The 25,158-nt window shown below is 73.5% G+C and carries 24 protein-coding genes and 1 riboswitch; of the genes, 9 read left to right on the forward strand and 15 right to left on the reverse strand.

Going from position 1 to position 25,158, the window contains the following annotated elements; translation table 11 throughout:
- Both ACFXMG_RS07715 and ACFXMG_RS07720 read right to left on the reverse strand, forming a co-directional pair.
- Complete coding sequence (locus ACFXMG_RS07715) at positions 1-669, reverse strand: HAD-IA family hydrolase (RefSeq protein WP_383826026.1); 669 nt, start codon at positions 667-669, stop codon at positions 1-3.
- Between the two features lie 183 nt (positions 670-852).
- Positions 853-1,992 carry a peptidoglycan-binding protein gene (locus ACFXMG_RS07720; RefSeq protein WP_383826023.1) on the reverse strand — a complete coding sequence of 380 codons (1,140 nt, stop codon included), beginning with the start codon at positions 1,990-1,992 and terminating at the stop codon, positions 853-855.
- Positions 1,993-2,138: 146 nt separating this feature from the next.
- Here ACFXMG_RS07720 and ACFXMG_RS07725 point away from each other — a divergent pair, with 146 nt between their 5' ends.
- Positions 2,139-4,214 carry a DHA2 family efflux MFS transporter permease subunit gene (locus ACFXMG_RS07725; protein WP_383826020.1) on the forward strand — a complete coding sequence of 692 codons (2,076 nt, stop codon included), beginning with the start codon at positions 2,139-2,141 and terminating at the stop codon, positions 4,212-4,214.
- A 159-nt stretch (positions 4,215-4,373) separates the two neighbouring features.
- A complete protein-coding gene (locus ACFXMG_RS07730; RefSeq protein WP_383826017.1) occupies positions 4,374-5,153 on the forward strand; it encodes a hypothetical protein in 780 nt (259 codons plus the stop codon).
- Positions 5,154-5,178: 25 nt separating this feature from the next.
- On the opposite strand, the gene ACFXMG_RS07735 is transcribed toward ACFXMG_RS07730, so the two are convergent.
- The gene (locus tag ACFXMG_RS07735) at positions 5,179-5,664 is read right to left on the reverse strand and encodes a GNAT family N-acetyltransferase (protein ID WP_383826015.1); all 486 of its coding nucleotides are present in this window, start codon (positions 5,662-5,664) and stop codon (positions 5,179-5,181) included.
- Positions 5,665-5,710: 46 nt separating this feature from the next.
- Complete coding sequence (locus ACFXMG_RS07740; protein WP_190223561.1) at positions 5,711-6,037, reverse strand: antibiotic biosynthesis monooxygenase; 327 nt, start codon at positions 6,035-6,037, stop codon at positions 5,711-5,713.
- 12 nt (positions 6,038-6,049) lie between these two features.
- On the opposite strand from ACFXMG_RS07740, the gene ACFXMG_RS07745 reads away from it, so the two are divergent.
- Positions 6,050-7,150: a serpin family protein gene (locus ACFXMG_RS07745; RefSeq protein WP_383826012.1), complete on the forward strand. Its 1,101-nt coding sequence runs from the start codon at positions 6,050-6,052 to the stop codon at positions 7,148-7,150.
- Positions 7,151-7,198: 48 nt separating this feature from the next.
- On the opposite strand, the gene ACFXMG_RS07750 is transcribed toward ACFXMG_RS07745, so the two are convergent.
- The 3 genes from ACFXMG_RS07750 to ACFXMG_RS07760 all read right to left on the reverse strand — a co-directional run bounded on the left by ACFXMG_RS07750 (position 7,199) and on the right by ACFXMG_RS07760 (position 10,283).
- Entirely contained in the window at positions 7,199-7,873 is a 675-nt protein-coding gene (locus tag ACFXMG_RS07750) for an O-methyltransferase (RefSeq protein WP_383826009.1), read from the reverse strand.
- Positions 7,870-8,952 (reverse strand): DUF2330 domain-containing protein, encoded by a 1,083-nt coding sequence (locus ACFXMG_RS07755; protein WP_383826006.1) that lies wholly within the window; start codon positions 8,950-8,952, stop codon positions 7,870-7,872. Before ACFXMG_RS07755 ends, ACFXMG_RS07750 begins: the two co-directional genes overlap by 4 nt.
- A gap of 68 nt (positions 8,953-9,020) precedes the next feature.
- Positions 9,021-10,283 (reverse strand): cytochrome P450, encoded by a 1,263-nt coding sequence (locus ACFXMG_RS07760; RefSeq protein WP_383826004.1) that lies wholly within the window; start codon positions 10,281-10,283, stop codon positions 9,021-9,023.
- Positions 10,284-10,585: 302 nt separating this feature from the next.
- Here ACFXMG_RS07760 and ACFXMG_RS07765 point away from each other — a divergent pair, with 302 nt between their 5' ends.
- Both ACFXMG_RS07765 and ACFXMG_RS07770 read left to right on the forward strand, forming a co-directional pair.
- Positions 10,586-11,764, forward strand: coding sequence for a steroid 3-ketoacyl-CoA thiolase (locus ACFXMG_RS07765; protein ID WP_383826002.1), 1,179 nt, complete (start codon positions 10,586-10,588; stop codon positions 11,762-11,764).
- A 154-nt stretch (positions 11,765-11,918) separates the two neighbouring features.
- A complete protein-coding gene (locus ACFXMG_RS07770) occupies positions 11,919-12,362 on the forward strand; it encodes a hypothetical protein (protein ID WP_383825999.1) in 444 nt (147 codons plus the stop codon).
- A gap of 158 nt (positions 12,363-12,520) precedes the next feature.
- Here ACFXMG_RS07770 and ACFXMG_RS07775 read toward each other — a convergent pair whose 3' ends face one another.
- From ACFXMG_RS07775 to ACFXMG_RS07805, 7 genes are all read right to left on the reverse strand, one after another.
- Positions 12,521-12,922 (reverse strand): transglycosylase SLT domain-containing protein, encoded by a 402-nt coding sequence (locus ACFXMG_RS07775; RefSeq protein WP_383825997.1) that lies wholly within the window; start codon positions 12,920-12,922, stop codon positions 12,521-12,523.
- 305 nt (positions 12,923-13,227) lie between these two features.
- A complete protein-coding gene (locus ACFXMG_RS07780) occupies positions 13,228-14,106 on the reverse strand; it encodes an ECF transporter S component (protein WP_383825995.1) in 879 nt (292 codons plus the stop codon).
- Positions 14,103-15,854, reverse strand: a complete 1,752-nt coding sequence (locus ACFXMG_RS07785; protein ID WP_383825993.1) for an ABC transporter ATP-binding protein — start codon at positions 15,852-15,854, stop codon at positions 14,103-14,105. The genes ACFXMG_RS07780 and ACFXMG_RS07785 overlap by 4 nt, the downstream gene beginning before the upstream one ends.
- 130 nt (positions 15,855-15,984) lie before the next feature.
- On the reverse strand, positions 15,985-17,139 hold the full coding sequence (locus tag ACFXMG_RS07790) for an energy-coupling factor transporter transmembrane component T (protein ID WP_383825991.1): 1,155 nt from the start codon (positions 17,137-17,139) through the stop codon (positions 15,985-15,987).
- Entirely contained in the window at positions 17,136-17,804 is a 669-nt protein-coding gene (locus tag ACFXMG_RS07795) for an SCO2322 family protein (protein WP_383825988.1), read from the reverse strand. Before ACFXMG_RS07795 ends, ACFXMG_RS07790 begins: the two co-directional genes overlap by 4 nt.
- A complete protein-coding gene (locus tag ACFXMG_RS07800; RefSeq protein WP_383825985.1) occupies positions 17,801-19,060 on the reverse strand; it encodes a prenyltransferase/squalene oxidase repeat-containing protein in 1,260 nt (419 codons plus the stop codon). The genes ACFXMG_RS07795 and ACFXMG_RS07800 overlap by 4 nt, the downstream gene beginning before the upstream one ends.
- A 77-nt stretch (positions 19,061-19,137) precedes the next feature.
- Positions 19,138-19,275: riboswitch (cobalamin riboswitch) on the reverse strand.
- Between the two features lie 76 nt (positions 19,276-19,351).
- The gene (locus ACFXMG_RS07805) at positions 19,352-20,389 is read right to left on the reverse strand and encodes an MBL fold metallo-hydrolase (RefSeq protein ID WP_383825982.1); all 1,038 of its coding nucleotides are present in this window, start codon (positions 20,387-20,389) and stop codon (positions 19,352-19,354) included.
- 101 nt (positions 20,390-20,490) lie between these two features.
- On the opposite strand from ACFXMG_RS07805, the gene ACFXMG_RS07810 reads away from it, so the two are divergent.
- From ACFXMG_RS07810 to ACFXMG_RS07820, 3 genes are all read left to right on the forward strand, one after another.
- Complete coding sequence (locus ACFXMG_RS07810; RefSeq protein WP_383825979.1) at positions 20,491-21,960, forward strand: aldehyde dehydrogenase; 1,470 nt, start codon at positions 20,491-20,493, stop codon at positions 21,958-21,960.
- Positions 21,960-22,193: a ferredoxin gene (locus ACFXMG_RS07815; RefSeq protein WP_383825976.1), complete on the forward strand. Its 234-nt coding sequence runs from the start codon at positions 21,960-21,962 to the stop codon at positions 22,191-22,193. Before ACFXMG_RS07810 ends, ACFXMG_RS07815 begins: the two co-directional genes overlap by 1 nt.
- 107 nt (positions 22,194-22,300) lie before the next feature.
- Positions 22,301-22,813 carry a hypothetical protein gene (locus tag ACFXMG_RS07820; protein ID WP_383825973.1) on the forward strand — a complete coding sequence of 171 codons (513 nt, stop codon included), beginning with the start codon at positions 22,301-22,303 and terminating at the stop codon, positions 22,811-22,813.
- 98 nt (positions 22,814-22,911) lie between these two features.
- Here ACFXMG_RS07820 and ACFXMG_RS07825 read toward each other — a convergent pair whose 3' ends face one another.
- Positions 22,912-23,547: a TetR family transcriptional regulator gene (locus ACFXMG_RS07825; protein ID WP_383825970.1), complete on the reverse strand. Its 636-nt coding sequence runs from the start codon at positions 23,545-23,547 to the stop codon at positions 22,912-22,914.
- Positions 23,548-23,819: 272 nt separating this feature from the next.
- On the opposite strand from ACFXMG_RS07825, the gene ACFXMG_RS07830 reads away from it, so the two are divergent.
- Positions 23,820-25,139 carry a glycosyltransferase family 4 protein gene (locus ACFXMG_RS07830; RefSeq protein ID WP_383825967.1) on the forward strand — a complete coding sequence of 440 codons (1,320 nt, stop codon included), beginning with the start codon at positions 23,820-23,822 and terminating at the stop codon, positions 25,137-25,139.
- The last annotated feature ends 19 nt before the right edge of the window (positions 25,140-25,158 follow it).

Raw genomic sequence — 25,158 nt, forward strand, 5'->3', positions numbered from 1 at the left:
TCACTCCGGTACGACTCCGAGGGTCATCGTCCCGTCCTCGCCCGCCGCCAGCCGCAGGCGGGTCAGGTCCGGCACGTACAGGTCCGGCGCGAAGGCCGCCGCGCGGGGGCCCACGCCCACGACGCGCATCCCGGCCGCCTTCGCCGCCTGGATGCCGGCCTCGGAGTCCTCGAAGGCCACGCAGTCCGCCGGGGCCGTGCCGAGCTCGGCGGCACCCTTGAGGAAGCCCTCCGGGTCCGGCTTGCTCGCGCCGACCTGCTCGGCGGTCACCCGGGTCACCGGCATCCGCAGCTTCGCCGCGCCCATCCGGGCCTGGGCGAGGGCCTCGTCCGCCGAGGTCACCAGGGCGTGCGGGAAGGCGGCGATCGCGTCCATGAAGGCGGGGGCGCCGGCCACCGGCACGACGCCGTCGACGTCGGCGGTCTCCTCGGCGAGCATCACGGCGTTGTCCGCGTGGTTCTCGGCCATCGGGCGGTCCGGGAGGAGGACCGCCATCGTGGCGTAGCCCTGGCGGCCGTGCACGACCTTCAGCACCTCCCCGGCGTCCAGTCCCTGCCGGTCCGCCCAGCGGCGCCAGCAGCGCTCCACGACGGCGTCCGAGTTGACCAGGGTGCCGTCCATGTCGAGCAGGAGGGCGCGGGCGGTGAGCGTTGCCGGGGTGGCGGCCATGAGGGTCTCCAGGGGGGTGGTGCGGAGAACGAAGCGGTCCCGCCCGCCGGTCAGGGAGTACGGGCGGGGCCACTTTGTTTCTTCACGATACAAAAAGCGGGGCGGTCTTGGCCACCCGCCCCCCTGTGACCTTCATCGACCCTCGCCGCCCGTGGCCGTCCGTAGTCAGCCGTGTCAGCCGTGTCAGTCGTAGTACCGGTCGGTCTGCTCCTCCAGCTCGCGCCGGGTGTGGGGGCCGTATACGCCCTCCGGGTCCTTCAGGCGCCAGAAACGGCTCTGGTACTCGATCAGCGACTCCCGCAGGCCGTCGTCGAAGACCCCGTCGGCGTCCCCCAGGTACACCCACAGGAACCGCAGCCGCTCCTGGAGCTCCCGCACCTCGGGCCCCGTGGAGCCGAGGCTCAGCGTCGCTCCCTCGGGCGCGTCCGTGTGCGCGGGGGAGGCGGAGGTGGTCGTCGGGGCGGCGGAGGTCTCGGGAGCCGTGGGCGCGGTCCCGGTCGACGTCGCGGAAGGGGGCAGGTGGCCGGTCGCGGACGGCGAACCGGTGGCCGCCGGCGCGGTCGTCGTCCCGGCCGACGAGGACGCGGACGCGGAGGCGGACGTCGATGCCGACGGGGACTCGGACTCCGTCGAGGGCGTCGCGCTCGGGGAGGAGGATTCCGGCGAGGGCGTCCGCGAGGGGGTCCGGTCCGCCGTCGGGCTGGTCGAGGACGGGGACGGCTCCTCCGAGACCGCGAGGTTCAGGGACGCGCTGGTGGTCATCTCGGGGAGCAGCGCCCGGTTGTCGGGGTCCTCGCCGCCGAACACCGCCGCCGCCAGCGCCGCCGTGCCCACCACGGCCACCGCCGCGACGCCCGCGACCAGCGCGCCCCGCCGCCGGCGCGGCCGCTCCCGCTCCGACCCGTACGCTCCGTGGTCGCCGGCGCCCCCCGCGCCGCCGACCCCGCCGAGCAGCAGAGGCATGGTCTCGTGGGCCCCGCCCTCGGAGCCGTACGAGAAGGAGTCGACGTACGGCTCCGAGAGCGGGGTCCCGTGGATCCCGGCCCCGGCCCCCGCCTCCGGCCGTATCGCCCGCAGCTGCGTCGTCGGCGGATCCCCGGGCTCACCCCCTGCCCCAGGCCCGCCCTGAGCGCCCCGTGCGCCCCGCCCGCCCTCCGCGCCCTGCACACCCTCCGCGTCCTGCGCGTCCAGCGTCACGTACGGCCTGATCCGGAGCGGGTCGAAGTCCTCCGCCGCTGCCAGTTCCGCCGCCAGTCCCGCTGCCCGGGCGCAGGCGCAGCCCGGTCTCTGACCACCGCATTCAGGACATGCGTGTCCGGTCATGATGTTTCCCCTCCCCGATGCAACTGGCAGTGATTATGCAGCCCACCCCCCGCCCACCCTCTGCCGCCGGGTGAACACGTGTACCCCTCCGCAGGCCATATCCGGACATTCGACTCAGGATGGAGGGACCCCGAGGGAGGTTGCCCATGGCCCAGGAGACCAGCCCGCCGCAGCTCGGCGGGGAGCCCGCGCCCGTGCCCGGCGAGGGACAGAGCCACCGCACCGTTCTCGTCGCGATCGGCGCGCTGCTGCTCGGCATGCTGCTCGCCGCCCTCGACCAGACGATCGTCTCCACGGCCCTGCCCACGATCGTCAGCGAGCTCGGCGGCATGGAACACCTCTCCTGGGTGGTCACCGCCTACATGCTGGCCGCCACGGCCGCGACCCCCCTGTGGGGCAAGCTGGGCGACCAGTACGGGCGCAAGAAGCTCTTCCAGACCGCGATCGTCCTCTTCCTCATCGGCTCCGCGCTCTGCGGCCTCGCCCAGGACATGCCCCAGCTGATCGCCTTCCGCGCGGTCCAGGGCCTCGGCGGCGGCGGGCTCATGGTGCTGTCGATGGCGATCGTCGGCGACCTCGTCTCGCCCCGGGAGCGCGGCAAGTACCAGGGGCTCTTCGGCGCCGTCTTCGGCGCCACCAGCGTCCTCGGGCCGCTGCTCGGCGGGCTCTTCACCGAGCACCTCTCCTGGCGCTGGGTCTTCTACATCAACCTCCCCATCGGCGTCGTCGCCCTCTTCGTCATCGCCGCCGTCCTCCACATCCCGGTCCGCTCCACCCGCCACACCATCGACTACCTCGGCACCTTCCTCATCGCCTCGGTCGCCACCTGCCTCGTCCTGGTCGCCTCCCTCGGCGGCACCACCTGGGGCTGGGGCTCGCCGCAGATCATCGGGCTCGCCGTGCTCGGAGCCGTACTCCTCGTCTGGTTCGTGCGCGTCGAACGGCGGGCCGCCGAACCCGTCCTCCCGCTCAAGCTCTTCCGGATCCGGACCTTCACCCTGGTCTCGGTCATCAGCTTCGTCGTCGGCTTCGCGATGTTCGGCGCGATGACCTACCTGCCGACCTTCCTCCAGGTCGTCCAGGGCGTCACCCCCACCATGTCCGGCGTCCACATGCTGCCGATGGTCGTCGGCATGCTGCTCACCTCCACCGCCTCCGGCCAGATCGTGTCGCGGACCGGCCGCTGGAAGGTCTTCCCGATCACCGGCACCGCCGTGACGGCGCTCGGCCTGCTCCTCCTCAACGAGCTGACCGAGACGACGCCCACCTGGCAGATGAGCGTCTACTTCTTCGTCTTCGGCGCCGGACTCGGCCTGGTCATGCAGGTGCTCGTCCTCGTCGTGCAGAACGCCGTCGGGTACGAGGACCTGGGCGTCGCCACCTCCGGAGCGACCTTCTTCCGCTCGATCGGCGCGTCCTTCGGCGTCGCCGTCTTCGGCACCGTCTTCACCAACCGGCTCACCCACAAGCTGGAGGACGTCTTCGCCGAGGCGGCCAGGGCAGGTACGGAGCTGCCGCCCGGCACCGGCCCCGGCCAGGTCGCCGCCGACCCGCGCGGCATCGCCGCGCTCCCCGCCGAACTCCGGCCGGAGGTCCTCCACGCGTACGCCACCTCCATCACGGACGTCTTCCTGTACGCCGCGCCGGTCGTCCTCGTCGCCTTCGCCGTCGCCTGGTTCCTCAAGGAGGACCCGCTCCGTGCCTCCGTCACCGCGCCCGACACCAGCCAGACCCTCGCCTCCAACCCGGTCGAGCGCTCCTCCTACGAGGAGGCCGCCCGCGCCCTGTCGGTGCTCGGCTCCCGCGAGGGCCGCAAGGAGATCTACGAGAAGATCACCGCGCGCGCCGGGCTCGACCTGAAGCCCGCCTCCAGCTGGCTGCTGCTGCGCATCCGCCGCCACGGCACTGTCGAACCCGCCCGGCTCGCCGAGGCCGCCCCCGTGCCGCTCCGCGTCATCACCGAAGCGGCCCGCGAGGTCGAGGGACGGGGGCTCGCCCGCCGCGAAGGGCTCCAGCTGATCCTCACCGAGTCCGGCGTCGCCACCGCCACCCGCCTCGCGCAGGCCCGCGAGGAGTCCCTCGCCGAACTCCTCGGCGACTGGTGGGGGCCCGACCGCCCCACCGACCTGGTGCAACTCGTCGAGGAGCTCACCGCCGAGCTGTGCGGCTCCGACGCGGAACGCCCCCGCGCCCCCGAACCGCCCCGCGACCACCGCGCCTGAGACGGCGGAACTCGCCTCCGGGGCAACCGGGATGACGGGCGCTCAGCACCGGTCGGTACCCTGACCAGCCGAAGATCACATCGCAGGTACGCGCACAGGTGCACGCACAGGTGCAGGTACCCGCACAGGCACAGGCAGAGGTACAGGGGGACGGGCAGGATGAGCAGCCACGAGCCGGGTCAGGGCTGGCCGGCGCAGCAGGGTCACCCGCAGGCGGGGCCGGGATACGGGGGCTACGGCACCCCGCCGCCGCCGAGCACCCCGCCGGGCCGGCAGCCGTCGAACAGGGGCGCGTGGATCGGCGCGGGGGCGACGCTGGTGGCGGCCCTGATCGGCGTCGCCGGGATGTATCTGGTGAACACCGGAGACGACGACCCGGCGGCCGCCCCGGCCCCGGTGCCGACCTCGGTGACCCCGACGACCCCGTCGGCCGACGACAAGCCGACGACGGAAGGCACCCTGGGGGAGGGCTCTGGTACCGCCACCGCCGCCACCCCCGTCCAGGAGGCGCCCGCGACCACCGCCCCGCCCACCACCGCCCCGCCCACCCCCACCACGGCGCCCGACACGGTCCACTGGCAGGGCACCCTGGTCATCACGTACGTGGACGACAAGGACCTCGACGCGGCGCCGCCCGTGGAGTCCGAGATCAACAGCGACAACGACTTCGCGGTGTACCCCTTCGGCGGCCACATGCTGCGGCCTGACAACGGCTCCAAGGCCCTCGTGTGGAAGGGCGCGGCGAAGGCGCCGTCGTACGCGGACTGCGCGGGCGTCGTCGACACCCAAGGCACCGACAACGAGATCGAGATCAAGACCGGTCTGACGGTCTGCGGCCGCACCGGCGAGGGCAAGCTGCTCCGGATGACGGTCGAGGAGATGGACGGCCAGGCGAGCGACACGAACGCCACCTTCGACGTCATGGTCTGGAGCGGCTGACCCCTATCGGCGATCGGCAGCCCGGTCAGAGCTCCTTGCCGTACCAGATCTCCATGTACGGCCCCGAGCAGTACGCCGGGATCTCGCCGTACCCGTGCCGGACGTACAGCGCCCGCGCCTCGACCAGGTCGAGCCGGGTGTTGAGGACCATGCGGCGGGCGCCGAGCGCGCGGGCGGCCCGCTCCAGGCCGTCCATGAGGAGGCCGGCGCCGCCCTTGCCGCGGTACTCGGGGCGGATGAAGACCCGGGTCAGCTCGGCCCGTCCGCCGTCGAGCAGGACGATCCCGCCGCAGGCGGCCGCCACGCCGTCGTACCGCCCGACCAGGAACTCCCCGGCGGGCGGCGCGAGCAGCTCCAGCCCGTCGGCCAGCATCTCCTCGTCGTACTCGTCCTCGGCCAGCACCCGCCCGAAATAGCGTCCGGCGACATCGCCGTAGTAATCGCGGCGCAGGGCGGTGGCGGCCGGGGTGTCGACGCGCTCAGGAGAGAAAGTCCAGGTCATGCGGGCCATTGTGCGACCCGCACGACCGGGGGCGCTCCCGAATTAGCCCCGGGGACTACTTCGGCGACGCCTGCTGCACGACCTCGAACGACCACAGCGTGGAACCGGACGCGGCGGGCTTCGGCCGCTCGCCGCCCTCACCGCCGGCGGTGCCCTGGTGGGCGGCCTTCATGGAACCGTTCATCCAGTTCTGGAAGTCCTCCTCGCTGCGCCAGCGGGTGTACACGAGGTACTGGTCGGTACCCTCCAGCGGGCGCAGCAGCTCGAACCACTCGAACCCGTCGGAGCCCTCCACGGCCCCGGCGCGCGACGCGAACCGCTGCTCCAGCACCTCCCGCTGCTCGGCGGGCACGGTCAGGACGTTGATCTTCACGATGCTCATGGGAGGAAGGATATGACCGGGACCTCAGGCGTCGGGGAGGCGGGCGTGGTGCCAGGGCTTGTGCGGGGGCTGGTGGGGCGGGTGGTGCCTGGGGGCGGGGACTTCGTGTGGTCGCCGGGTGGGGTGTGGCTGGCGCTGGCGGCCGTGGGGTGCGGGGCGCGGGGGCGGACCGCGGAGGAGCTGCGCGGGGTGCTCGGGGTCGCGGGGGAGGAGGCCGCGGCGGTGGTGACCGGGGTCGGGCGGGCCCTCGCGGGGGCGGACGGGGTGGCCGGGGCCGTGGGGGTGTGGAGCAGGGTGCCGGTGTACGAGGGCTTCCGGGACGGGCTGCCGGGGGTCGGGTTCGGCGTGCTGGGCGCCCGGGCGCGGGGGGAGCTGGACGCGTGGGTGCGGGCGGCGAGCGGCGGGAGGGTCACGGGGCTGCCGTTGCCGCTCGACGGGTCCGAGGATCTGGTGCTGCTCGGGGCGCTGGCGCTGAAGGCGGCCTGGCGGACGGCCTTTCCGGCGGGGGCCACGCGGCCCGCGCCGTTCACCGACGCTCACGGGGCGGTCCGCTCCGTGCCGACCATGCACCGGCGGATCCCGGCCGCGTCGGCGTGGCGGGTGCGGCACGGGGTCGTGGTGGAGCTGCCCTGCGCGGGGGAGCGGCCGGTGCGGGTGCGGTTCGTGCTCGGCGAGCCGGGCGCCGGGCCCGCCGACGTCCTGCCCCTGGCCTGGGAGGCGCGGCGCGCGCCGGTCCCGGCCGAGGCCGTGGACCTGGCCCTGCCGCGCTTCTCGCTGCGCACCCGCACCGACTTCCTGCCGTGGCTGGAGGCCCTCGGCGCGGGCGGCGCGCTCCGCCCGGACGCCGACTTCTCGGGCCTGTCGCCGGTCCCGCTGTGCGTCTCCGGGGTGGTGCAGGAGGCGGTGCTGGAGGTCGCGGAGGAGGGGGTCGAGGCGGCGGCGGTCACGCAGGTGGCCATGACGCGGAGCGCGGCCCGGCCCCGCCCGGTGACGGCGGAACGTATCGCCTTCGACCGGCCCTTCGGCGTCGTCGTGCTCGACGCGGAGGGGGAGTGGCCGCTGTTCGCCGGGTGGCGGGCGGGGACGGACGACGCGCCTCAGGGAGCGTCTTGAGGGCGCGGCCTCAGGGAGTGTCTTGAGGGGGTGCCCTGAGGGGGCGTCTCAGACGGTGTCGGTGACGCGGGCGATGAGGAGGCCGTCGTAACCCTTCGTGCCGACCGTCTGGATCGCGGTGGCGTCCAGGCGGGGTTCGGCGGCGACGAGGTCGAACATCGCGCGGGTGCCGGTGATCGCCGGGTCCGAGGGGTCGGGGGTGGCGACGCGGCCGCCGCGGACGACATTGTCGACGACGATGAGGGTGCCGGGGCGGGAGAGCTTCAGGGCCCAGGTCACGTAGTGCGGGTTGTTGGCCTTGTCGGCGTCGACGAAGACGAGGTCGAAGGGGCTGGCGCCCTCCTTCTCCAGGAGCGGGAGGGTGTCCAGGGCCGGGCCGGTGCGCACCTCGACGCGGTGGGCCAGACCGGCGCGGGCGAGGTTGCCGCGGGCCACCTCGGCGTGCCGGGGGTCGTACTCCAGGGTGATCAGGCGCCCGTCGGCGGGCAGGGCGCGGGCCAGCCAGATCGTGCTGTAGCCGCCGAGGGTGCCGATCTCCAGGATGCGGCGGGCGCCCTGCACCTGGGCGAGCAGGTGGAGGAGCTTGCCCTGGTTGGGGGCGACGGCGATCTCGGGGAGTCCGGCCGCCGCGGAGTCGGCCAGGGCCGCGGTCAGGGTCTCGTCGGCGGGGACCAGCAGGTCGGTGACGTACGTGTCGACATCGTTCCACTGAGGGTTCGTCATGCGGGCGACGGTACTCGGCGGCGGTTCGCCCGTACGGTCAGGAACACGGTCGCCGCCGCGATCACCGCCGCGCCCAGGCCCACCGTCAGCAGCCAGACAGGGACGCCGCCGACGGTCAACAGGCGGTCCTGGTAGGTGACTTGACGGTACGGGGTGTCGGCGACCGTGCGCAGGACGTGGTCGTCGTCGATGCGGGACGGGTCAGGGAAGCGCTGTTCCAGGACGGTGAGGTGGGTGGGGGCGCCGCCGGTGAGCGCGGCCACGGGGCCCTCCGGGCGGTCGACGCGGCCGGCGAAGGTGATGTCGGGGCGCTCCCCGCCGATCGTCGAGCGGGGCTCCATGCGGTGCGCGGCGAGGATCGACAGGCCGAGGGTCTGCGGGGTGGCGGCGAGCCGGGAGAGCCGCATGGGGTAGACGAGTTCGGGGGAGGCGAAGGCGATCCGGAGCGGGGTCAGCTCGCCGTAGAGGAGTTCGCCGTGCTTCTCCGGGGCGAGGCGGATGGCGACGTACTCCCACTTCCGGTCGACGTACGGCCGGAGTTCGGGGGTGAGCCGGTCGGGGAGCTCGAAGCCGTTGTCGCGCAGCCAGGCGCCGAGGGCCTCGGGGTCGGTGGCGGTGAGGCGGGCCACGTCGAAGGGGCCGAGGCGCTCGCGGCCGACGACGCCGACGGAGGCGCCGGGGGCCGCGCCGGCCACCGCCCCGTCGCCGTGGCCGAGGTCGAAGGGCCAGTCGTCCCCTCGGGGCCAGAAGTACGTGCGCTCGCGCTCCTCGGGGGCGGCGAGCTCCTCGATCGCGTCGAAGAGCGCCGGGTCGCCGAGGGTGACGTCGGCGCGGCTCGGCACGGGCATCACCCAGGCGGCCTGCCGGGCGTTCCCGTGGACGCGGAAGCGCATGACGACGGTCTCGGTCCGCCCGTCCCAGTGGACGGCGGACTCCTCCCGGTCGACGCCGATGCGCTCCGACGGGTGCGTGATCATGGCGCCGCAGCCGCAGGCCCAGGCGGGCGCGACGAGCGAGCCGAGCTGGAGCGCGAGCAGCGCGACGAGTGTGGTCAGTATTCGGTGTGTTCTCCCCCGCATGCCCGATCGGACGTACGGGGGAGGGGGCCGGTTCCCGCCGGGAGGTGCCGGTGCCGGCGGGGCTTGGGTCAGGGGGTCGTGGTCGCCGTGCGGACCCGGAGCTCCTTGACGCCGTTGAGCCAGGCGGCGCGCAGGCGGCGCGGCTCCGCGGTGAGGGTGAGGTCCGGAAGGACGTCGGCGATGGCGTCGAAGATCAGCTCGATCTCCGTCACGGCGAGGGACTTGCCGAGGCAGAAGTGCGGTCCGCCGCCACCGAAGCCCAGGTGGGGGTTGGGGTCGCGGGTGATGTCGAAGGTGTCCGGGTTCTCGAACACCTCGGGGTCGCGGTTGGCGGAGGAGTAGAAGAGACCGACCCGGTCGCCGCGCTTGATCTTCTGGCCGCCGAGCTCGGTGTCCTGGGTGGCGGTGCGCTGGAAGGAGACGACCGGGGTCGCCCAGCGGACGATCTCCTCGGCGGCGGTCGCGGGCCGCTCCCGCTTGTAGATCTCCCACTGGTCGGGATGCGTGAGGAAAGCGTGCATTCCGTGGCTGATCGCGTTGCGGGTGGTTTCGTTGCCGGCGACGGCGAGCAGCAGTACGAAGAACCCGAACTCGTCGGAGGAGAGGTTCCCTTGGCCCTCGGCGGCGACCAGCTGCGAGACGATGTCCGCGGCGGGGCACTCCTTGCGCTCGACGGCCATGTTCATCGCGTAGCCGATGAGTTCCATGGCCGCCTCGACGCCGACCTCCTCGGTGATGGCGTACTCGGGATCGTCGTACGCCACCATCTTGTTGGACCAGTCGAAGATCCGGGAGCGGTCCTCCTGGGGGACGCCGATGAGTTCGGCGATGGCCTGGAGGGGCAGCTCCACGGCGATCCTGGTGACGAAGTCGAAGGTGCCGTCGGGGTCTTCGGCGGAGGCGGCGAGCGCCTCCTCGACGATCGCGCGGGCGCGGGTGCGCAGGATGGCCTCCAGACCGCGGACGGCGCGGGGGGTGAAGCCGCGCTGGACGATCTGGCGGACCCGGGTGTGCTCGGGCGGGTCCATGTTGAGCATGATCAGCTTCTGGACGTCGATCTGTTCGCGTCCGATGTGCTCGTTGAAGCGGATGACCGCGGTGTTCTCGTGGGAGGAGAACAGCTCGGGGTGGGTGGAGACGTACTTGACGTCCGCGTGGCGGGTGACGGCCCAGTACCCCTCGTCGTCGAAGCCGGTGATGCCGCGCGGCTGGGGGCACCACCAGACCGGGGCGGTACGCCGAAGCTCCGCGAACTCGGGGAGCGGGACGCGACTGCTCAGCAGGTCGGGGTCGGTGGCGTCGAATCCTTCGGGGAGGTGGGGGCAGGTCATCGGCAACACGCTCCAATATCTGATGGGCCATCAGAAGTTGCCGGGAAAGTTAGTAACGAGTTCTACAAGTAGCAAGGGGCGCGGACGGAATCGGGTGGCGGTTCGCGTCTCCGGCGGTCCGGCTGCGGCGAACTTCCGTTCGCTCGAGGGTCACTGTCCGGGAACTCCTGCCTACCGGACCCTTGCGTACCGGCGGTAGCAGTCATAAGACTTCACTCAGAACTAGAACGCGTACTAGTTCTCCCGTGACGCCGACCGGCGGGTGCCGGGACACCCCGCCCGGTCGAGGAGAGGACGAGCTCATGGCCGCGGAACCCGTCATCGTCGAAGCCGTACGCACCCCCATCGGCAAGCGCGGAGGCGCGCTCGCCAACCTCCACCCCGCCTACCTCCTGGGCGAGACCTACCGCGAACTCCTCGGCCGCACCGGCATCCCCGCCGACTGCGTCGAACAGATCGTCGGCGGCACCGTCACCCACGCCGGCGAGCAGTCCATGAACCCGGCGCGCACCGCCTGGCTCACCATGGGCCTGCCGTACGAGACCGCCGCCACGACCGTCGACGCGCAGTGCGGCTCCTCGCAGCAGGCGTCCCACATGGTCGCGAACATGATCACGGCCGGGGTCATCGACGTCGGCATCTCCTGCGGCGTCGAGGCGATGTCACGCGTCCCGCTCGGCTCCGGCTCCAAGCACGGGCCGGGCAAGCCCTTCCCCGACGAGTGGAACGTCGACCTCCCCAACCAGTTCGAGGCCGCCGAGCGCATCGCGCGCCGCCGCGGGCTGAGCCGCGAGCGCGTCGACTCCCTCGGCGTCATCTCCCAGGAACGGGCCGCCGTCGCCTGGTCCGAGGAGCGCTTCAAGCGCGAGACCTTCGCCGTCCAGGTCCCGACCACCGAGGCCGAACAGCAGGCCGGGCAGGGCATGTGGCGGCTCGTCGACCGCGACGAGGGGCTGCGCGACACCAGCATGGAGGGCCTCGCCCGGCTCAAGCCGGTCATGCCCACCGCCGTCCACACCGCCGGCAACTCCTCGCAGATCTCCGACGGCGCCTCCGCCGTGATGTGGGCATCCAAGCGCATGGCCCGCGCGCTGAAGCTGCGCCCCCGCGCCCGGATCGTCGCCCAGGCGCTCGTCGGCTCCGACCCGCACTACCACCTCGACGGGCCCATCGACGCGACCCGGGCGGTCCTCGGCAAGGCCGGCATGACCCTCCGCGACATCGACGTCGTCGAGATCAACGAAGCCTTCGCCTCGGTCGTCCTCAGCTGGGCCCAGGAGTTCGAGAAGGAACTCGACGGCCTGGAGAAGGTCAACGTCAACGGCGGCGCCATCGCCCTCGGCCACCCGGTCGGCGCCACCGGCGCCCGCCTCATCACCACCGCCCTGCACGAGCTGGAACGCACCGACAAGGAATTCGCCCTGGTCACCATGTGCGCCGGCGGCGCCCTCGCCACCGGAACGATCATCCAGCGCCTGTAGAGCCCGAGACCTGGCAGGGGTGCCCGGGAAACCGCGGGGCCTCGCCCTTCCCGATGGGGAGGGCGGGGCCCCGCGCCCGTGCCAGTGTCCGTGCCGTGCAACCGGCGGGTGGTCCCGTCGCGTCCCCCCGGGGGACCGATCAAGAGGGGGATGTATGACCAGGCGAAAGATCGCGTTACTGGCCGCCGTCGGCTGTGCGCTGCTGGTGGGGTGCACGCAGGAGGGGCCCCAGGGGGACGGGCGGACGGAGCGCCAGGTGGCGGAGGCGTATGTCGCGGCGCTGAACGCGCGCGATGTGGACGCGCTCGTCGAGCTGGGGCCTTCGGGGTACGAGGGGGTCGAGGCGGACGCGCGGGAGGCGCTGGACGCCGACGGGGGGAAGGGGGTGGAGGTCGCGAGCGTCGAGGTGTCGCACGAGTTCGGCGACGACGTGGCCAGTGCGCGGGTCCTCGGCGAGGGGAAGGACGGCAAGCCCTTCTCCACGTACGTCCCGCTCGCCCGGCACGAAGGCTCCTGGGTCGTCGTGCTCGGGCACTCCCCGGGGGTGGCCGCGGGAAAGGACGGCGCGAGCCCGGCGGACACGGATCCGCCGAAGTAGCGGACCGAGGAAGTGGCGGGCCGCCGAAGTGGCGGGACCGCCGAAGCAGCGGGAGTGCCGCAGTGGCGGTGACGCCCTTGTCGCCGAAACGCCGCAGGCCCCGCCCCTCCGGGAGGAGGGCGGGGCCTTGCGGGGTGCGCTGGGCGGCGTGGTGACTCTTAGTACCAGCCGTTGGCCTGCCAGAACGCCCAGGCGGCGTTCGGGGAGCCGTAGCGCTCGTTCATGTAGTTGAGGCCCCACTTGATCTGGGTGGCCGGGTTGGTCTTCCAGTCGGAACCGGCGGAGGACATCTTCGAGGCCGGCAGGGCCTGGACGAGGCCGTAGGCGCCGGACGACGAGTTGGTCGCCTTGGGGTTCCAGCCGGACTCGTGCGAGACGATCTTGCTGAAGGCGGCGTACTGCGAGGCGGGCACGATGTCACGGGCGAGCTCCTGCGGGCTGGCGGCCGAGGCCGTGCCCGTCGTACCGAGCACCGCACCCGAGGCGCCGAGCAGCACGGCTGCGGTGGCGGCGAAGGACTTCTTGCGGGCAGCGGCACGAGTGGCGATCGAGCGGAACAAAACGTCTACCTAACGTCGAGGACGGGGGTCGCGCCGGGCGAAACGACTGTTTCCAGCCGATTCCGGCATGCCGGAACCAGAGCCCGGGGAATCCGGGAGCTGGGGGGAACCGGCCTGCCGCGGTGCTTCGCTGAGCACCTGCTGCCTGGCGACGTCCACTACAGAAACAAATCCCCGAGGGCGGCGCAACGACCCCCTGTACGAGGAAGGTTCGGACTCGGGGTGGTGGGACCAACGTCCAGGATCATGGTGTTTTCGCAGGTCATGGGTGGGTGTGGGCGGTTTGGGCGGGTAGTCCGGTTCTACTATTTCGGGTCGTACGTGACCTGGGTCCTATGAGGCGCCTCACCCGGGGACCCCTTCTCGGGCCCCTCGAATGTGACCTGGGCCTCGAAGTTCGCCCGCCGCGTCGCCCTCCGCAGCGCCCGCAGCAGCGGTCCGCCGACCGTGAGGGTCAGGACGACCGTGAGCGCGGCCCGGCCGAGGTCCCAGCCGAGGGAGGTGGCGACCAGGAAGGCCAGGAAACGGACCAGATTCTCGCCCGCCGGGGCCCCCGGCACGAAGGAGATGCCCTGTCCGAGGCCCGCCACCGTCACCCAGCCGTACAGATTGGTGACCGTGCCGTACGCGAACGCCGCGACGAAGCCGTACGCGGCCAGCATCAGCCGCTCCGGGCGGCCGCGGACCCCCGCCGGGAGCAGGCCCGCGCCCATCGCGAACCAGCCCATCGCCAGCATCTGCGTCGGCATCCAGGGGCCCACGCCGCCCGTGAGCAGGGCGGAGGCGAACATCGTCACCGCGCCGAGCACGAAGCCGAAGCCGGGGCCGAGGACCCGGCCGCTCAGCACCATCAGGAAGAACATCGGCTCCAGGCCGGCCGTGCCCGCGCCCAGCGGGCGCAGCGCCGCCCCCACGGCGGCCAGCACCCCCAGCATCGCCACGGCCTTCGCGTCCATCCCGCAGTCCGCGATCGTCGCCACGACGACGGCGATGAGGAGGGGGAGGATCAGCGCGAAGAGCCAGGGCGCGTCGGCGGCGTGGTCCGTGACGGCGGAACCGGCGTCCGCGAAGAGCGGCCAGCCGATGCCGATCAGGCCGACGAGCGAGACGAGGAGGAGGGCGGCGACGGAGCGGGGCCCGAGCCGGATGGGGTGGGTGGGGCGGCTGGGACGGCTGGTCCTCATGTGCGCAGGGCCCCTTCCACCTGTTCGACCGTGAGCCACGGCTCGGGGGCCAGGATCTTCGAGACCTGCGGGGCGAAGGCCGGGGACGAGACGACGACCTCGGCCGTCGGGCCGTCCGCGACGACCTCGCCGCCCGCGACGATCACCACCCGGTCCACCAGCTCGGCCGCGAGCTCCACGTCGTGCGTGGCCAGCACGATCGCGTGCCCCTCGGCGGCGAGCGCCCGCAGCCGGGCGACCAGCCGGGCCTTCGCCGCGTAGTCCAGGCCGCGGGTCGGCTCGTCGAGGAGGACCAGCGGCGGGGCGGCGGTCAGGACCACGGCGAGCGCGAGCGCCAGGCGCTGCCCCTCGGACAGGTCCCGGGGGTGGGTGCTGTCGGTCACCCCCGGTACGAGCTCCGTCACCAGCGCCCGGCAGGTCCCCGGCGCGGCGCCCGCGTCCGCGTCGGCCGCCTCGCACTCCTCGGCGACGGTCTCCGCGTACAGCAGGTCCCTCGGCTCCTGCGGCACCAGGCCCACCCGGCGGATCAGGGTGCGGGGGTCGGTGGCGTGCGGGACGAGGCCGGAGACGCGGACGGTGCCGGAGGTGGGGGCGAGCATGCCGACGAGGGTGGAGAGCAGGGTGGACTTGCCGGCGCCGTTACGGCCCATGAGAGCGATGGTCTCGCCCGCCTTGACCTGGAGGTCGACGCGACGGAGCGCCTCGACGCGGCCGCGGCGGACGGCGAGGCGGTCGATGTCGACGAGGGGGGTGGTGGGGTCGGGGGTGTCGTCGAGGGTGCGGCGCCTCCGGAAGAGGGAGCTTCCCCCACCCCGTGGCGGGGCTGATTTCAGCCCCGCCGGCGTTTGAGGCGCGGGGTCCGGGGCGGAGCCCCGGTTACGGGAAGGGGCGGGGTGGGGGAGAAGCCCCGCAGGGTCCCGCTCCACCCCCCGCTCCACCCCCCGCCCCTCCAGCCGCCCCCGCAGCTCCCCCGACCTCCGCCGCGCGTCCCGGACCGTCAGCGGCAGCGGGTCCCAGCCCGCGAGCCGTCCCAGCCCGACGACGGGCGGGTAGACGGGGGAGACCGCCATGATCTCCTCGGGCGTGCCGAGGACCGCGTCCGGCAGGAGCAGGACGCGGTCGGCGTACTGGACGACCCGCTCAAGCCGGTGCTCGGCCATCAGGACCGTCGTGCCCAGGTCGTGGACGAGTCGCTGGAGCACGGCGAGGACGTCCTCGGCGGCCGACGGGTCCAGCGCGGAGGTCGGCTCGTCGAGGACGAGGACCTTGGGGTGGGTGGTCAGGACGGAGCCGATCGCCACCCGCTGCTGCTGCCCGCCGGACAGCGTCGCGATCGGCCGGTCCCGCAGCTCGGCGAGGCCCAGCAGGTCCAGGGTCTCCTCGACGCGCCGCCGCATCACGGCGGGGGCGAGGCCCAGCGACTCCATGCCGTAGGCGAGCTCGTCCTCGACGGTGTCGGTCACGAAGTGGGCGAGCGGGTCCTGCCCGACCGTGCCGACCAGGTCGGCGAGCTCGCGCGGGTGGTGGGTACGCGTGTCCCGGCCGTCCACGGTGACCCGCCCCCGCAGCGTCCCGCCGGTGAAGTGCGGGACGAGCCCGGAGACGGCACCCAGCAGCGTCGACTTCCCGACCCCCGAGGGCCCGACGAGCAACACCAGCTCCCCCTCCGGCACCGTCAGATCCACCCCCCGCAGGGTCGGCCCGGCAGCGTCCTCATACGTCACGGAGACGCCCTCGAACCGGATCACGCGGACGACTCCTCACGAGTGGGTGGTACGGGGGCGATGCCGGCGAGCGGCGGACGGGCCTGGCCCGGCCGGTGCGGGCGCGGGGTGGCCCGGCGGCCGCGAGCGCCTCGCGGGGTCGGTTCCGGGCGGATCACGCGGACGACTCCTCACGCGCCGGCGGTACGGGGGCGATCAGCGCCGGCAGGAGGGCCGGGAGGATCGAGAGGGCCGGCCAGAGGGGGAGTTCCGGGGTGGTCAGGGGGACGACGCCCGGGTGGAGGGCGGCGTGGGCGTAGGTGTTGGCCTGGATCATGAGGGTGGCCACGGTGATGCCGGAGGCGGCCACCAGGCAGGAGCGGGGGCCGAAGCGGTCGGGGCGGTAGCGGGTGCGGACGCTGCGGCGGCCGCCCAGGCGGAGGCCGGCCACCGCAGCGAGGAGTCCGGCGGCGAGCAGCGGGAGCCCGTAACCGGCGCCCTGCGCGGCCAGGAGGCCGTACGAGCCCGCGCAGACGCCCAGCAGGCCGCCGAGGGTCAGGACGTTGGTCGTGCGGCGGACGGCCGGCGGGACCTGGGCGGTGCGTCCGTAGCCGCGCGCGTCCATCGACGCCGCGACCGCGACCGACCGCTCCAGCGCGCCCTCCAGGACCGGCAGCCCGATCTGGAGCACCGCCCGCACCCCGCCCGTGGGCCGGCCGCGCAGCCGCCGGGCGGTGCGGAGCCGGACCACGTCCGCGACCAGGTTCGGCGCGAAGGTCATCGCCACGACGACGGCGACCCCGGCCTCGTACAGCGCCCCCGGCAGCGACTTCAGGAGCCGCGCCGGGTTGGCGAGCGCGTTGGCCGCGCCCACGCAGATCAGCAGGGCCGCCAGCTTGAGCCCGTCGTACAGCGCGAAGACGAGCTGCTCGGCGGTCACCCGGCCGCCGATCCTTATCCCCTGCGCCCAGTCCGGCAGCGGCAGCTCCGGCAGCGTGAACACCTCGTGCGAGCCCGGGATCGGGGAGCCCAGGACCACCGAGAAGACGATCCGCAGGGCGACGACGAACAGTCCGAGCTTGACGAAGGCGCCGTACGAACGGGCCCACGGCGCGTCGGTGCGGCGCGCCGCCACCACGTAACCGGCGACGCCGACGATCAGGCCGAGCAGCAGCGGGTTGGTGGTCCGGGAGGCGGCGACGGCGAGCCCGAGGGCCCACAGCCACCAGGCCCCCGGGTGCAGCGCGTTCCCCCGGTCCGCGACGGGTGCGTGAAGCCGCGCCCACCAGCTGACCCGGGTGACCTCATCCGCCGTGCCCCCTCGCCTCATGCGCGGCGGCGGGACTTCCACACGGCCGCGGCGCCGAGGGCGAGGACGGCGCCGCCGCCGACGAGGACGCCGAGCGAGGGGCCGCCGCCGTTGTCGTCCGCGGCCGCCTTCGGGGCGGTGGCGGAGGTCGCGGGGTCGGCGACGGCCTCGCCGCAGCCCTGCTTCGGGTAGCCCGCGATGCCGCAGAGCATGGCGGAGCTGTCGTAGCGCAGCGGCTTGGCGACGGCCGCGAGGGCGTCCGCGCCGGTGCCGTTCTCGGCGACGCCGGCGCAGCCGGTCGTCGGGGAGTCCTTCGGCGGGGTCTCGCCGGAGGGCGCGTCCTTCGGGGTGCCGAAGTCGACGACGACCGCGATCCGCTTCGTACCGGGCTTCTTCTCGACGTCCGCGCAGATCGCGCCGAAGTCGGGCGCGGCGGTCGGCCTGGTCGCGTCGGCGGAGTCCTCGCTGAGCGCGAAGCGGAAGCCGATGGCGTCGCCGTCGGCGGGCCGGGAGATCGCGGGGCCCTGGGTGGCGTACGTCCACTTCCCGGCGTCGGCCTGCCAGTACGACCAGTACCGGTAGCCCGCCGCCTGGGCGGGGGCCGCCGCGCCGAGGGCGAGCAGCAGCCCGGCCGTCCCGCAGGCGAGCGCCCCGGCGGCGGTCCGCCGGGAACCCGGGCGCGTCACTTCTTGCGGCCGCTCAGGAGGAAGCCGATGCCGACGCCGGCGACCATGCCGATGCCGATGATCCACCACACGTCGAAGCCGAGGAAGGAGTCGTCGTCCTCGTCCTCGGTGGAGGCGGCGGAGACGTCGGGGGTCTTGGGCGCGGGGCCGGTCGCGTTCAGCGCCTCGACCAGGTCCTCCTTGCCGAACTCGTGCGGGTCGGCCTCCATCGCGCGCGCGGCGAGGATCAGCTGGGCGTAGGCGGCGGGGCCGGACTCCTTCGCCCAGGGGGCCGCGTTCTGCTCCAGCCACTGGAGCGCGGGCTCCGCGAGGCGGGCGGTGCCGGCGGCGGCGAGGGCGACGACGGCGTCGGCGGTGTTGCCGAAGTCCGGCTTCGGCTCGGTGTCGGTGGCGCCGGGCAGCGGCGGGGTGGTGAGGTGGCCGGTCTGCACGAGCGCCTTGGCGAGGTAGGAGGCGCCGTTGAGGGCGGCCCGCTCGACGGTCGGCTCGGAGAGGTCGACACAGGTCGGGGCCTGCGGCGGGGTGGCCTTGACGGCGGTGATGCCCTTGCCGAGCCCGGCGAGGGTGGCCGCGGCGGTCGCGTCCGCGTTGGCGAGCAGCTTGCCCGCCTTGTCGGGCTGGTACGCGAAGGCGCCCGGCCCCTCGTCGTCGGAGCAGGGCAGCGCGAGCGCGAGCAGCGCGTCGTACGGGGTGCGGCCCTCGGCCGAGGTGTACGAACCGGGCTTGACGCCCGACGCGGCGAGCGCGCTGACGACGATGGAGGTCGAGTTGGCGTCGCTGGGGCCGCCGGGGGTGTAGCTCCAGCCGCCGTCCTTGTTCTGTACGCCGCGCAGCCAGCCGTAGCCGGCCTTGACCGCGGTGTCGATCTTCGTCGGGTCGGCGGCCTCGCGGCGGACCGCGCCGAGCGCCTGGAGGGCGACGGCGGTGGCGTTGGAGTCCCGCATCGTCTTGGCGTCGCACGGCTTCGTGGTGTCCGCGCGGTACGAGGCGAAGGAGCCGTCCGCGCACTGCTGGCCGAGCAGCCAGTCCACGGCCTGGTCGGCGGGCTGGTAGCCGGTGGCGCGCTGGGCGAGGAAGGCGAGCGACTGGCGCCAGACGCCGTCGTACGTCGGGTCGCTCTTGCCGTACAGACCGGGCGGGAGCGCGGCGGCGGAAGCGCTCGGCGAGGGCGCGGCGGAGGCCGTTCCGGTCGCGGCGGTGGCGAGCACGGCTGCCGCTGCGGTGAGCGCGGCGGCGGCGCGACGGACGCTGATCATGTGTGCCTCTCGTGCGGGCACCGGACACCGGTGCCCCGCGCGGGGCCCGCGTCCGGCGCCGTATTCCTCGACGGTGCCGGCGCTCACGTCCCGGGGCAGGGCGTTCCGACTCACTGTTCTTCCGAACGGCTCACGGTTGCGGGTCAGCGCCGGATTCGCACCGGCTTTCCCCTGCTCGGGCATGAAGACGACCGGGCCACTCTACCGGCCCGTAGGACCCGCTCCCCGGGCGTGCGAGCCGCGTCACACCGCCACGCGACAGCCGCGTCACACCGCCACGCGCAGGCCGCGTCACACCGCCACGTACGCCACCGGCTCCGTCCCCGTCACGGCCTCCGCGCGGCCCAGCTTGACCAGGCGGCGGATGTGGGCCTCGGCCTCGCTGACGGCGATGTTGCGGGAGCCGTACGGGATGCGGTCCCAGGGGCGGTTCCACTCCATGCGCTCGGCGAGCTGCCACGGGGTGAGGGGGGTGGTGAGGAGGGCGAGGAGTCCGGTGAGCCGGTCCTCGTGGTGGTCGAGGAGTTCGCGGACCCGTCCGGCGGCGTCGGGGAAGGCGTGCTGGTGGGCGGGGAGGACCTCGGCGACGCCGAGCCGTCCGATCCGCTCCAGCGAGTCGAGGTAGTCGCCGAGGGGGTCGGTCACCGTGGCGTCGTCGGGGTCTTCGTAGAGGCCGATGTGCGGGGAGATGCCCGGCAGCAGGTGGTCGCCGGAGAAGAGCCGGCCGTGGCCGGGGAGTCCGGCGGGGTGCTGTTCCTCCAGGTGGAGGCAGACGTGGCCGGGGGTGTGGCCGGGGGTCCAGACGGCGCGGAGCCTGCGCCCGGCGAGGTCGAGGAGTTCGCCGGGGACGATCTCCCGGTCGGGGAGGGCCGCGCCGAGGCCGGGCAGGGTGCGCATCCGGCCGCCGGAGCGGGCGGCGCGCAGCGGGGCGAGGTGGTCCTCGGGGGCGCCGGCGGCGGCGAGCTTGCGGGCGAGGTAGTCGAGCCAGGTGGCGGGGTCGGACTCGCGGGTGCGGCGGACGACGGCGGTGTCGGCGGCGTGCATGGCGATCCAGGCCCCGGACTCCTCCCGGACCCGGCCGGACAGTCCGTGGTGGTCGGGGTGGTGGTGGGTGATGACGACCCCGTGGACGTCCCGTACGCCGATCCCCAACGCGCCCAGCCCGGCGGTGAGTTCGCTCCACGAATCGGGGTCGTCCCAGCCGGTGTCGACGAGGACCGGGCCCCGGTCGGTGTCGAGGACGTGGACCAGGGTGTGGCCCAGCGGGTTGTCCGGGATGGGCACCCGCAGCGACCAGACGCCACCGCCGTGCTCGGTCACCTGCGTCATGAGCGTCCTCATCTCTGCGTACCGGTACGACCATTGCCGACCATATCTAGAACTGATATCAGTTCTGATACACCGTCAGATACCCCCGGGAGGCGACCGGCATGAGCGAGCTTGTGGAGCACGGAAAGCTGTTCATCGGCGGGGAGTTGACCGATCCGCTCGGCGACGCCTCCATCGAGGTGATCTCGCCGCACACCGAGGAGGTCATCGGACGCGTCCCGCACGCCTCGCGCGCGGACGTCGACCGGGCCGTCGCGGCGGCACGGCGGGCCTTCGACGAGGGGCCCTGGCCGCGGATGAGCCTGGAGGAGCGGATCGAGGTCGTCTCCCGGATCAAGGACGCGATCGCGGTCCGGCACGAGGAGCTGGCCCGTTCGATCAGCGCGCAGAACGGCTCCCCGTACTCCTGGTCCGTCCTCGCGCAGGCGCTCGGCGCGATGATGGTGTGGGACTCGGCCATCACCGTGGCCCGCGGCTTCGTCTTCGAGGAGCGGCGCGGCGGGGTCCTCGGCCCGCTGCTCGTGCGGCGCGAGCCGGTCGGGGTGGTCGCCGCGGTCGTGCCGTGGAACGTGCCGCAGTTCACCGCCGCCGCCAAGCTGGGACCGGCGCTGCTCGCCGGCTGCACCGCGATCCTCAAGCCCTCGCCGGAGTCGCCGCTCGACTCGTACCTGCTCGGCGAGATCGCCGCGGAGGCGGGGCTGCCGGAGGGGGTGCTCTCGATCCTGCCCGCCGACCGCGAGGTCAGCGAGTACCTGGTCGGGCACCCCGGCGTCGACAAGGTGTCCTTCACCGGCTCGGTCGCCGCGGGCAAGCGCGTGATGGAGGTCGCCTCGCGCAACCTCACCCGCGTCACGCTCGAACTCGGCGGCAAGTCGGCGGCGGTGATCCTCCCGGACGCCGACGTGGCGACGGCGGTCGCCGGGATCGTCCCGGCCGCGTGGATGAACAACGGACAGGCGTGCGTGGCCCAGACCCGGGTCCTCGCCCCCCGCTCCCGGTACGAGGAGATCGCCGAGGCGCTGTCCGCCGCGGCCTCCGCGCTCGTCGTCGGCGACCCGCTCGACCCCGCCACCCAGGTCGGGCCGCTCGTCGCCCGCCGCCAGCAGCAGCGCTCGCTCGACTACATCGGCATCGGGCAGGCGGAGGGCGCGAAGGTCCTCACCGGCGGCGGCCGCCCGGACGGGCTCGACCGCGGCTGGTACGTCGAGCCGACGCTCTTCGGCGACGTCGACAACTCGATGCGGATCGCCCGCGAGGAGATCTTCGGCCCGGTCGTCTGTCTCCTGCCGTACGGGGACGAGGCCGAGGCCCTGCGGGTCGCCAACGACTCCGAGTACGGGCTCAGCGGCAGCGTCTGGACCGGCGACGTCGAGCACGGCATCGACTTCGCCCGCCAGGTCCGCACCGGCACCTTCAACGTCAACACCTTCAGCCTCGACATGCTCGGCCCCTTCGGCGGCTACAAGAACTCCGGTGTGGGCCGCGAGTTCGGTCCCGAGGGCTTCTCCGAGTACCTGGAGCACAAGATGATCCACCTCCCGGGCGGGTACGAGGGTTCGGGGGGCAACTGATGGGCGACCGCTGGCACCTGGAGGTCGACCGGGCCGTCTGCATCGGCTCCGGCCTGTGCGTCAACCACGCCCCGGAAGGCTTCCGCCTCGACACCGCCCGCCAGTCCCACCCGGTCACCCCGGAAACCGACGCGGGCGAACGCCTCCTCGCGGCGGCCGAGGGCTGCCCCGTCGAGGCCATCCTCATCACCCTCGCGGACGGCGGCGAACCGGTCTACCCACCGGAGGACTAGCCCGCCGGCCCTCGTGCCACACTCCTCCCCTGATCACGGGACGAACGCCCCCGTGACCTGGGGAGGGAACGCACATGCGAGGGAAGAACGGGAAGAGACGGGCCGCCATGGCGGCCTTGGCCGTGGCGGCGTCGCTGGCGACGGCGGGCTGCGGGGCGGGGGAGCCGCAGAAGGGGGCCCCGGTCCCCGTCCCGCCGCGCCCGGCGGGGACCGGACCGCTCACGAAGGACGTGGTGCGGGCGGACGTCGAGGGCGCGCTGAAGGCCGCGGACGCGCCGCCGGACGAGCGAGAGTTCGCCGAGCGGATAGAGAAGGAGATGCTCCTCGGGTGCGCGGTGTACTACAAGGGCTTCGGCGATGGGGAGCACCCGGCCGACCTCGCCCTGTACGAGGCGGTGGTGGACGGACTGGGCGAGCGCGCCTGGCGGTTCGCCAAGAACGGGAACCAGTACGAGGCCGTCAACCCTCAGGAGGTCTTCAAGCAGCGGGGATGGACCCTGGTGGCCGAGTTCCGGAGCGGGGTCGGTGACGGCGAGGGGACGCTCGGCGTCGTGGCGTACGACGACGCGTGCATGGAGAAGACCGGGCTCAGGGACAAGGTCCGGGACCCGGTGGGCTGACGCGCACGCGGAACGATCACCCTGAGCGCCACGGAGGACGCGTGCGTGAAGCAGTCCACCGGGTGGGAGGCAGTCCTCCCGTACGGCGAGGGCTCCGGTCACTGACGGGCGGGGGGCCGTTCCGGGGCCGTCAGGTCGATCAGGCGGCAGACTGTTTCGATGTCGATTTTGACCTGGGCGATCGAGGCGCGCCCGGACAGCCACGTGATGAGGGCCGAGTGCCAGGTGTGTTCGATGACGCGGACGGCCGACAGTTGCTCCGGGGTCGGCTGCTCCGCGCCCATCGCGTCGAGGATGATCGCGGTCGTCAGGCGCGAGACCGTGTCGACCTCGGGGCTCACGCTGCGGTCGGCGAAGGTCAGCGCCCTGACCATCGCGTCGGCGAGCTGCGGCTCGCGCTGGAGCGCGCGGAAGGCCCGCATCAGGGTCTCCGCCACGCGCTCCGCGGGGGCCGCGCCGGCCGGGGGCCGCTTCCGGAGCGTGGTGTGCATGTGCTGGAGCTGGTCCTGCATGGTCGCGACGAGCAGGTGGATCTTGGACGGGAAGTAGCGGTACAGCGTCCCGAGGGCGACTCCGGCCGCCTCCGCGACCTCCCGCATCTGCACCGCGTCGAAGCCGCCGCGGGCGGCGAGCTGGGCGCTGGCGTCGAGGATGCGACGGCGGCGCGCCTCCTGCCGCTCCGTCAGGGGCGGCGTGGCGGAGGGGCGGTGGTCCGCTCTGCTCTCTGCGGTCATCGGGGTCCCGTTCCGTGCGGTGGGGAGCGCCAGTATGGCGGAGGACGGCCGTGGCGCGAACCTCCGCGGCCGGGTGGCGCGAATCACCTGTTCCGGCGCTCACGCCGAAGCTACCTGCCGGTAGATTCGGTGCCTCCCGATGGATCGGACGACACGCGGAAAGCGCGTCGAGAGGCGTCGAGAGGCGTCGAGAACGATCAAGTCTGTAACTTGTTCTACATTAGCGCGAGCGGTTACGCTCGCGCGAAACGCACGCTCGAAGGGGGTCGCGCATGACCGCTGAGGCCATAGAGGCGAACCCCCGACAGGGTGCCGCCCCACCCGGTGACGGTCCGTTGCGGATCGCTCTCCTGACGTACAAGGGCAATCCCTTCTGCGGCGGTCAGGGCGTCTACGTCCGCCACCTCTCCCGCGAGCTGGCCCGGCTGGGCCACATCGTCGAGGTCTTCGGCTCGCAGCCGTACCCGACGCTCGACGAGGGCGTCACGCTCAGCGAGATCGCCAGCCTCGACCTCTACCGCCAGCCCGACCCCTTCCGGACGCCCAAGCGCGACGAGTACCGCGACTGGATCGACGCCCTGGAGGTCGCCACCATGTGGACCGGCGGCTTCCCGGAGCCGCTGACCTTCTCGCTGCGCGCCCGCCGCACCCTCGCCGCCCGTCGCGGCGACTTCGACGTGATCCACGACAACCAGACCCTCGGGTACGGACTCCTCGGCGGCCCCCGCGCGATCGGCGCCCCGCTGGTCACCACGATCCACCACCCCATCACCGTCGACCGGCGGCTCGACCTCGACGCCGCCGCCGACTGGAAGCGCCGCGCCTCCGTCCGCCGCTGGTACGGCTTCACCCGCATGCAGAAGCGCGTCGCCCGCCGGCTGCCGTCCGTCCTCACCGTCTCCGGCACCTCCCGCCAGGAGATCGTCGAGCACCTCGGCGTCCGCGAGGACCGCGTCCGCGTCGTGCACATCGGCGCCGACACCGAGCTGTGGTCCCCGGACCCCTCCGTCGCCGAGGTCCCCGGCCGCATCGTCACCACCTCCAGCGCCGACGTCCCCCTCAAGGGCCTCGTCTTCCTCATCGAGGCGCTCGCCAAGCTCCGCACCGAGCGGCCCGACGCGCACCTCGTCGTCGTCGGCAAGCGCGCTGAGGACGGGCCGGTCGCCCAGGCCATCGAGCGGTACGGCCTCGACGGCGCCGTCCGCTTCGTGAAGGGCATCAGCGACGCGGAGCTCGTCGACCTCTACCGCTCGGCCGAGGTCGCCTGCGTCCCCTCCCTCTACGAGGGCTTCTCGCTGCCCGCGGCGGAGGGCATGGCCACCGGTACGCCGCTCGTCGCCACGACCGGCGGGGCGATCCCCGAGGTCGCCGGGCCCGACGGCGAGACCTGCCTCGCCGTGCCGACCGGCGACGCGGGGGCGCTGGCGGCGGGGCTGGGGCGGATGCTGGGGGATGCGGGGCTGCGGGCGCGGCTGGGTCAGGCGGGGCGGGAGCGGGTGCTGTCCAAGTTCACCTGGGCCCGCGCGGCCCAGGGGACCGCTGAGCTGTACCGGGAGGCGCTGGTCCGGCAGGCTGCCGGGGTTCGCCGGTGACACCTCGCCGTCATCGCCG

It is taken from the genome of Streptomyces sp. NPDC059201 (genome assembly GCF_042754585.1).
Taxonomy (GTDB): domain Bacteria; phylum Actinomycetota; class Actinomycetes; order Streptomycetales; family Streptomycetaceae; genus Streptomyces.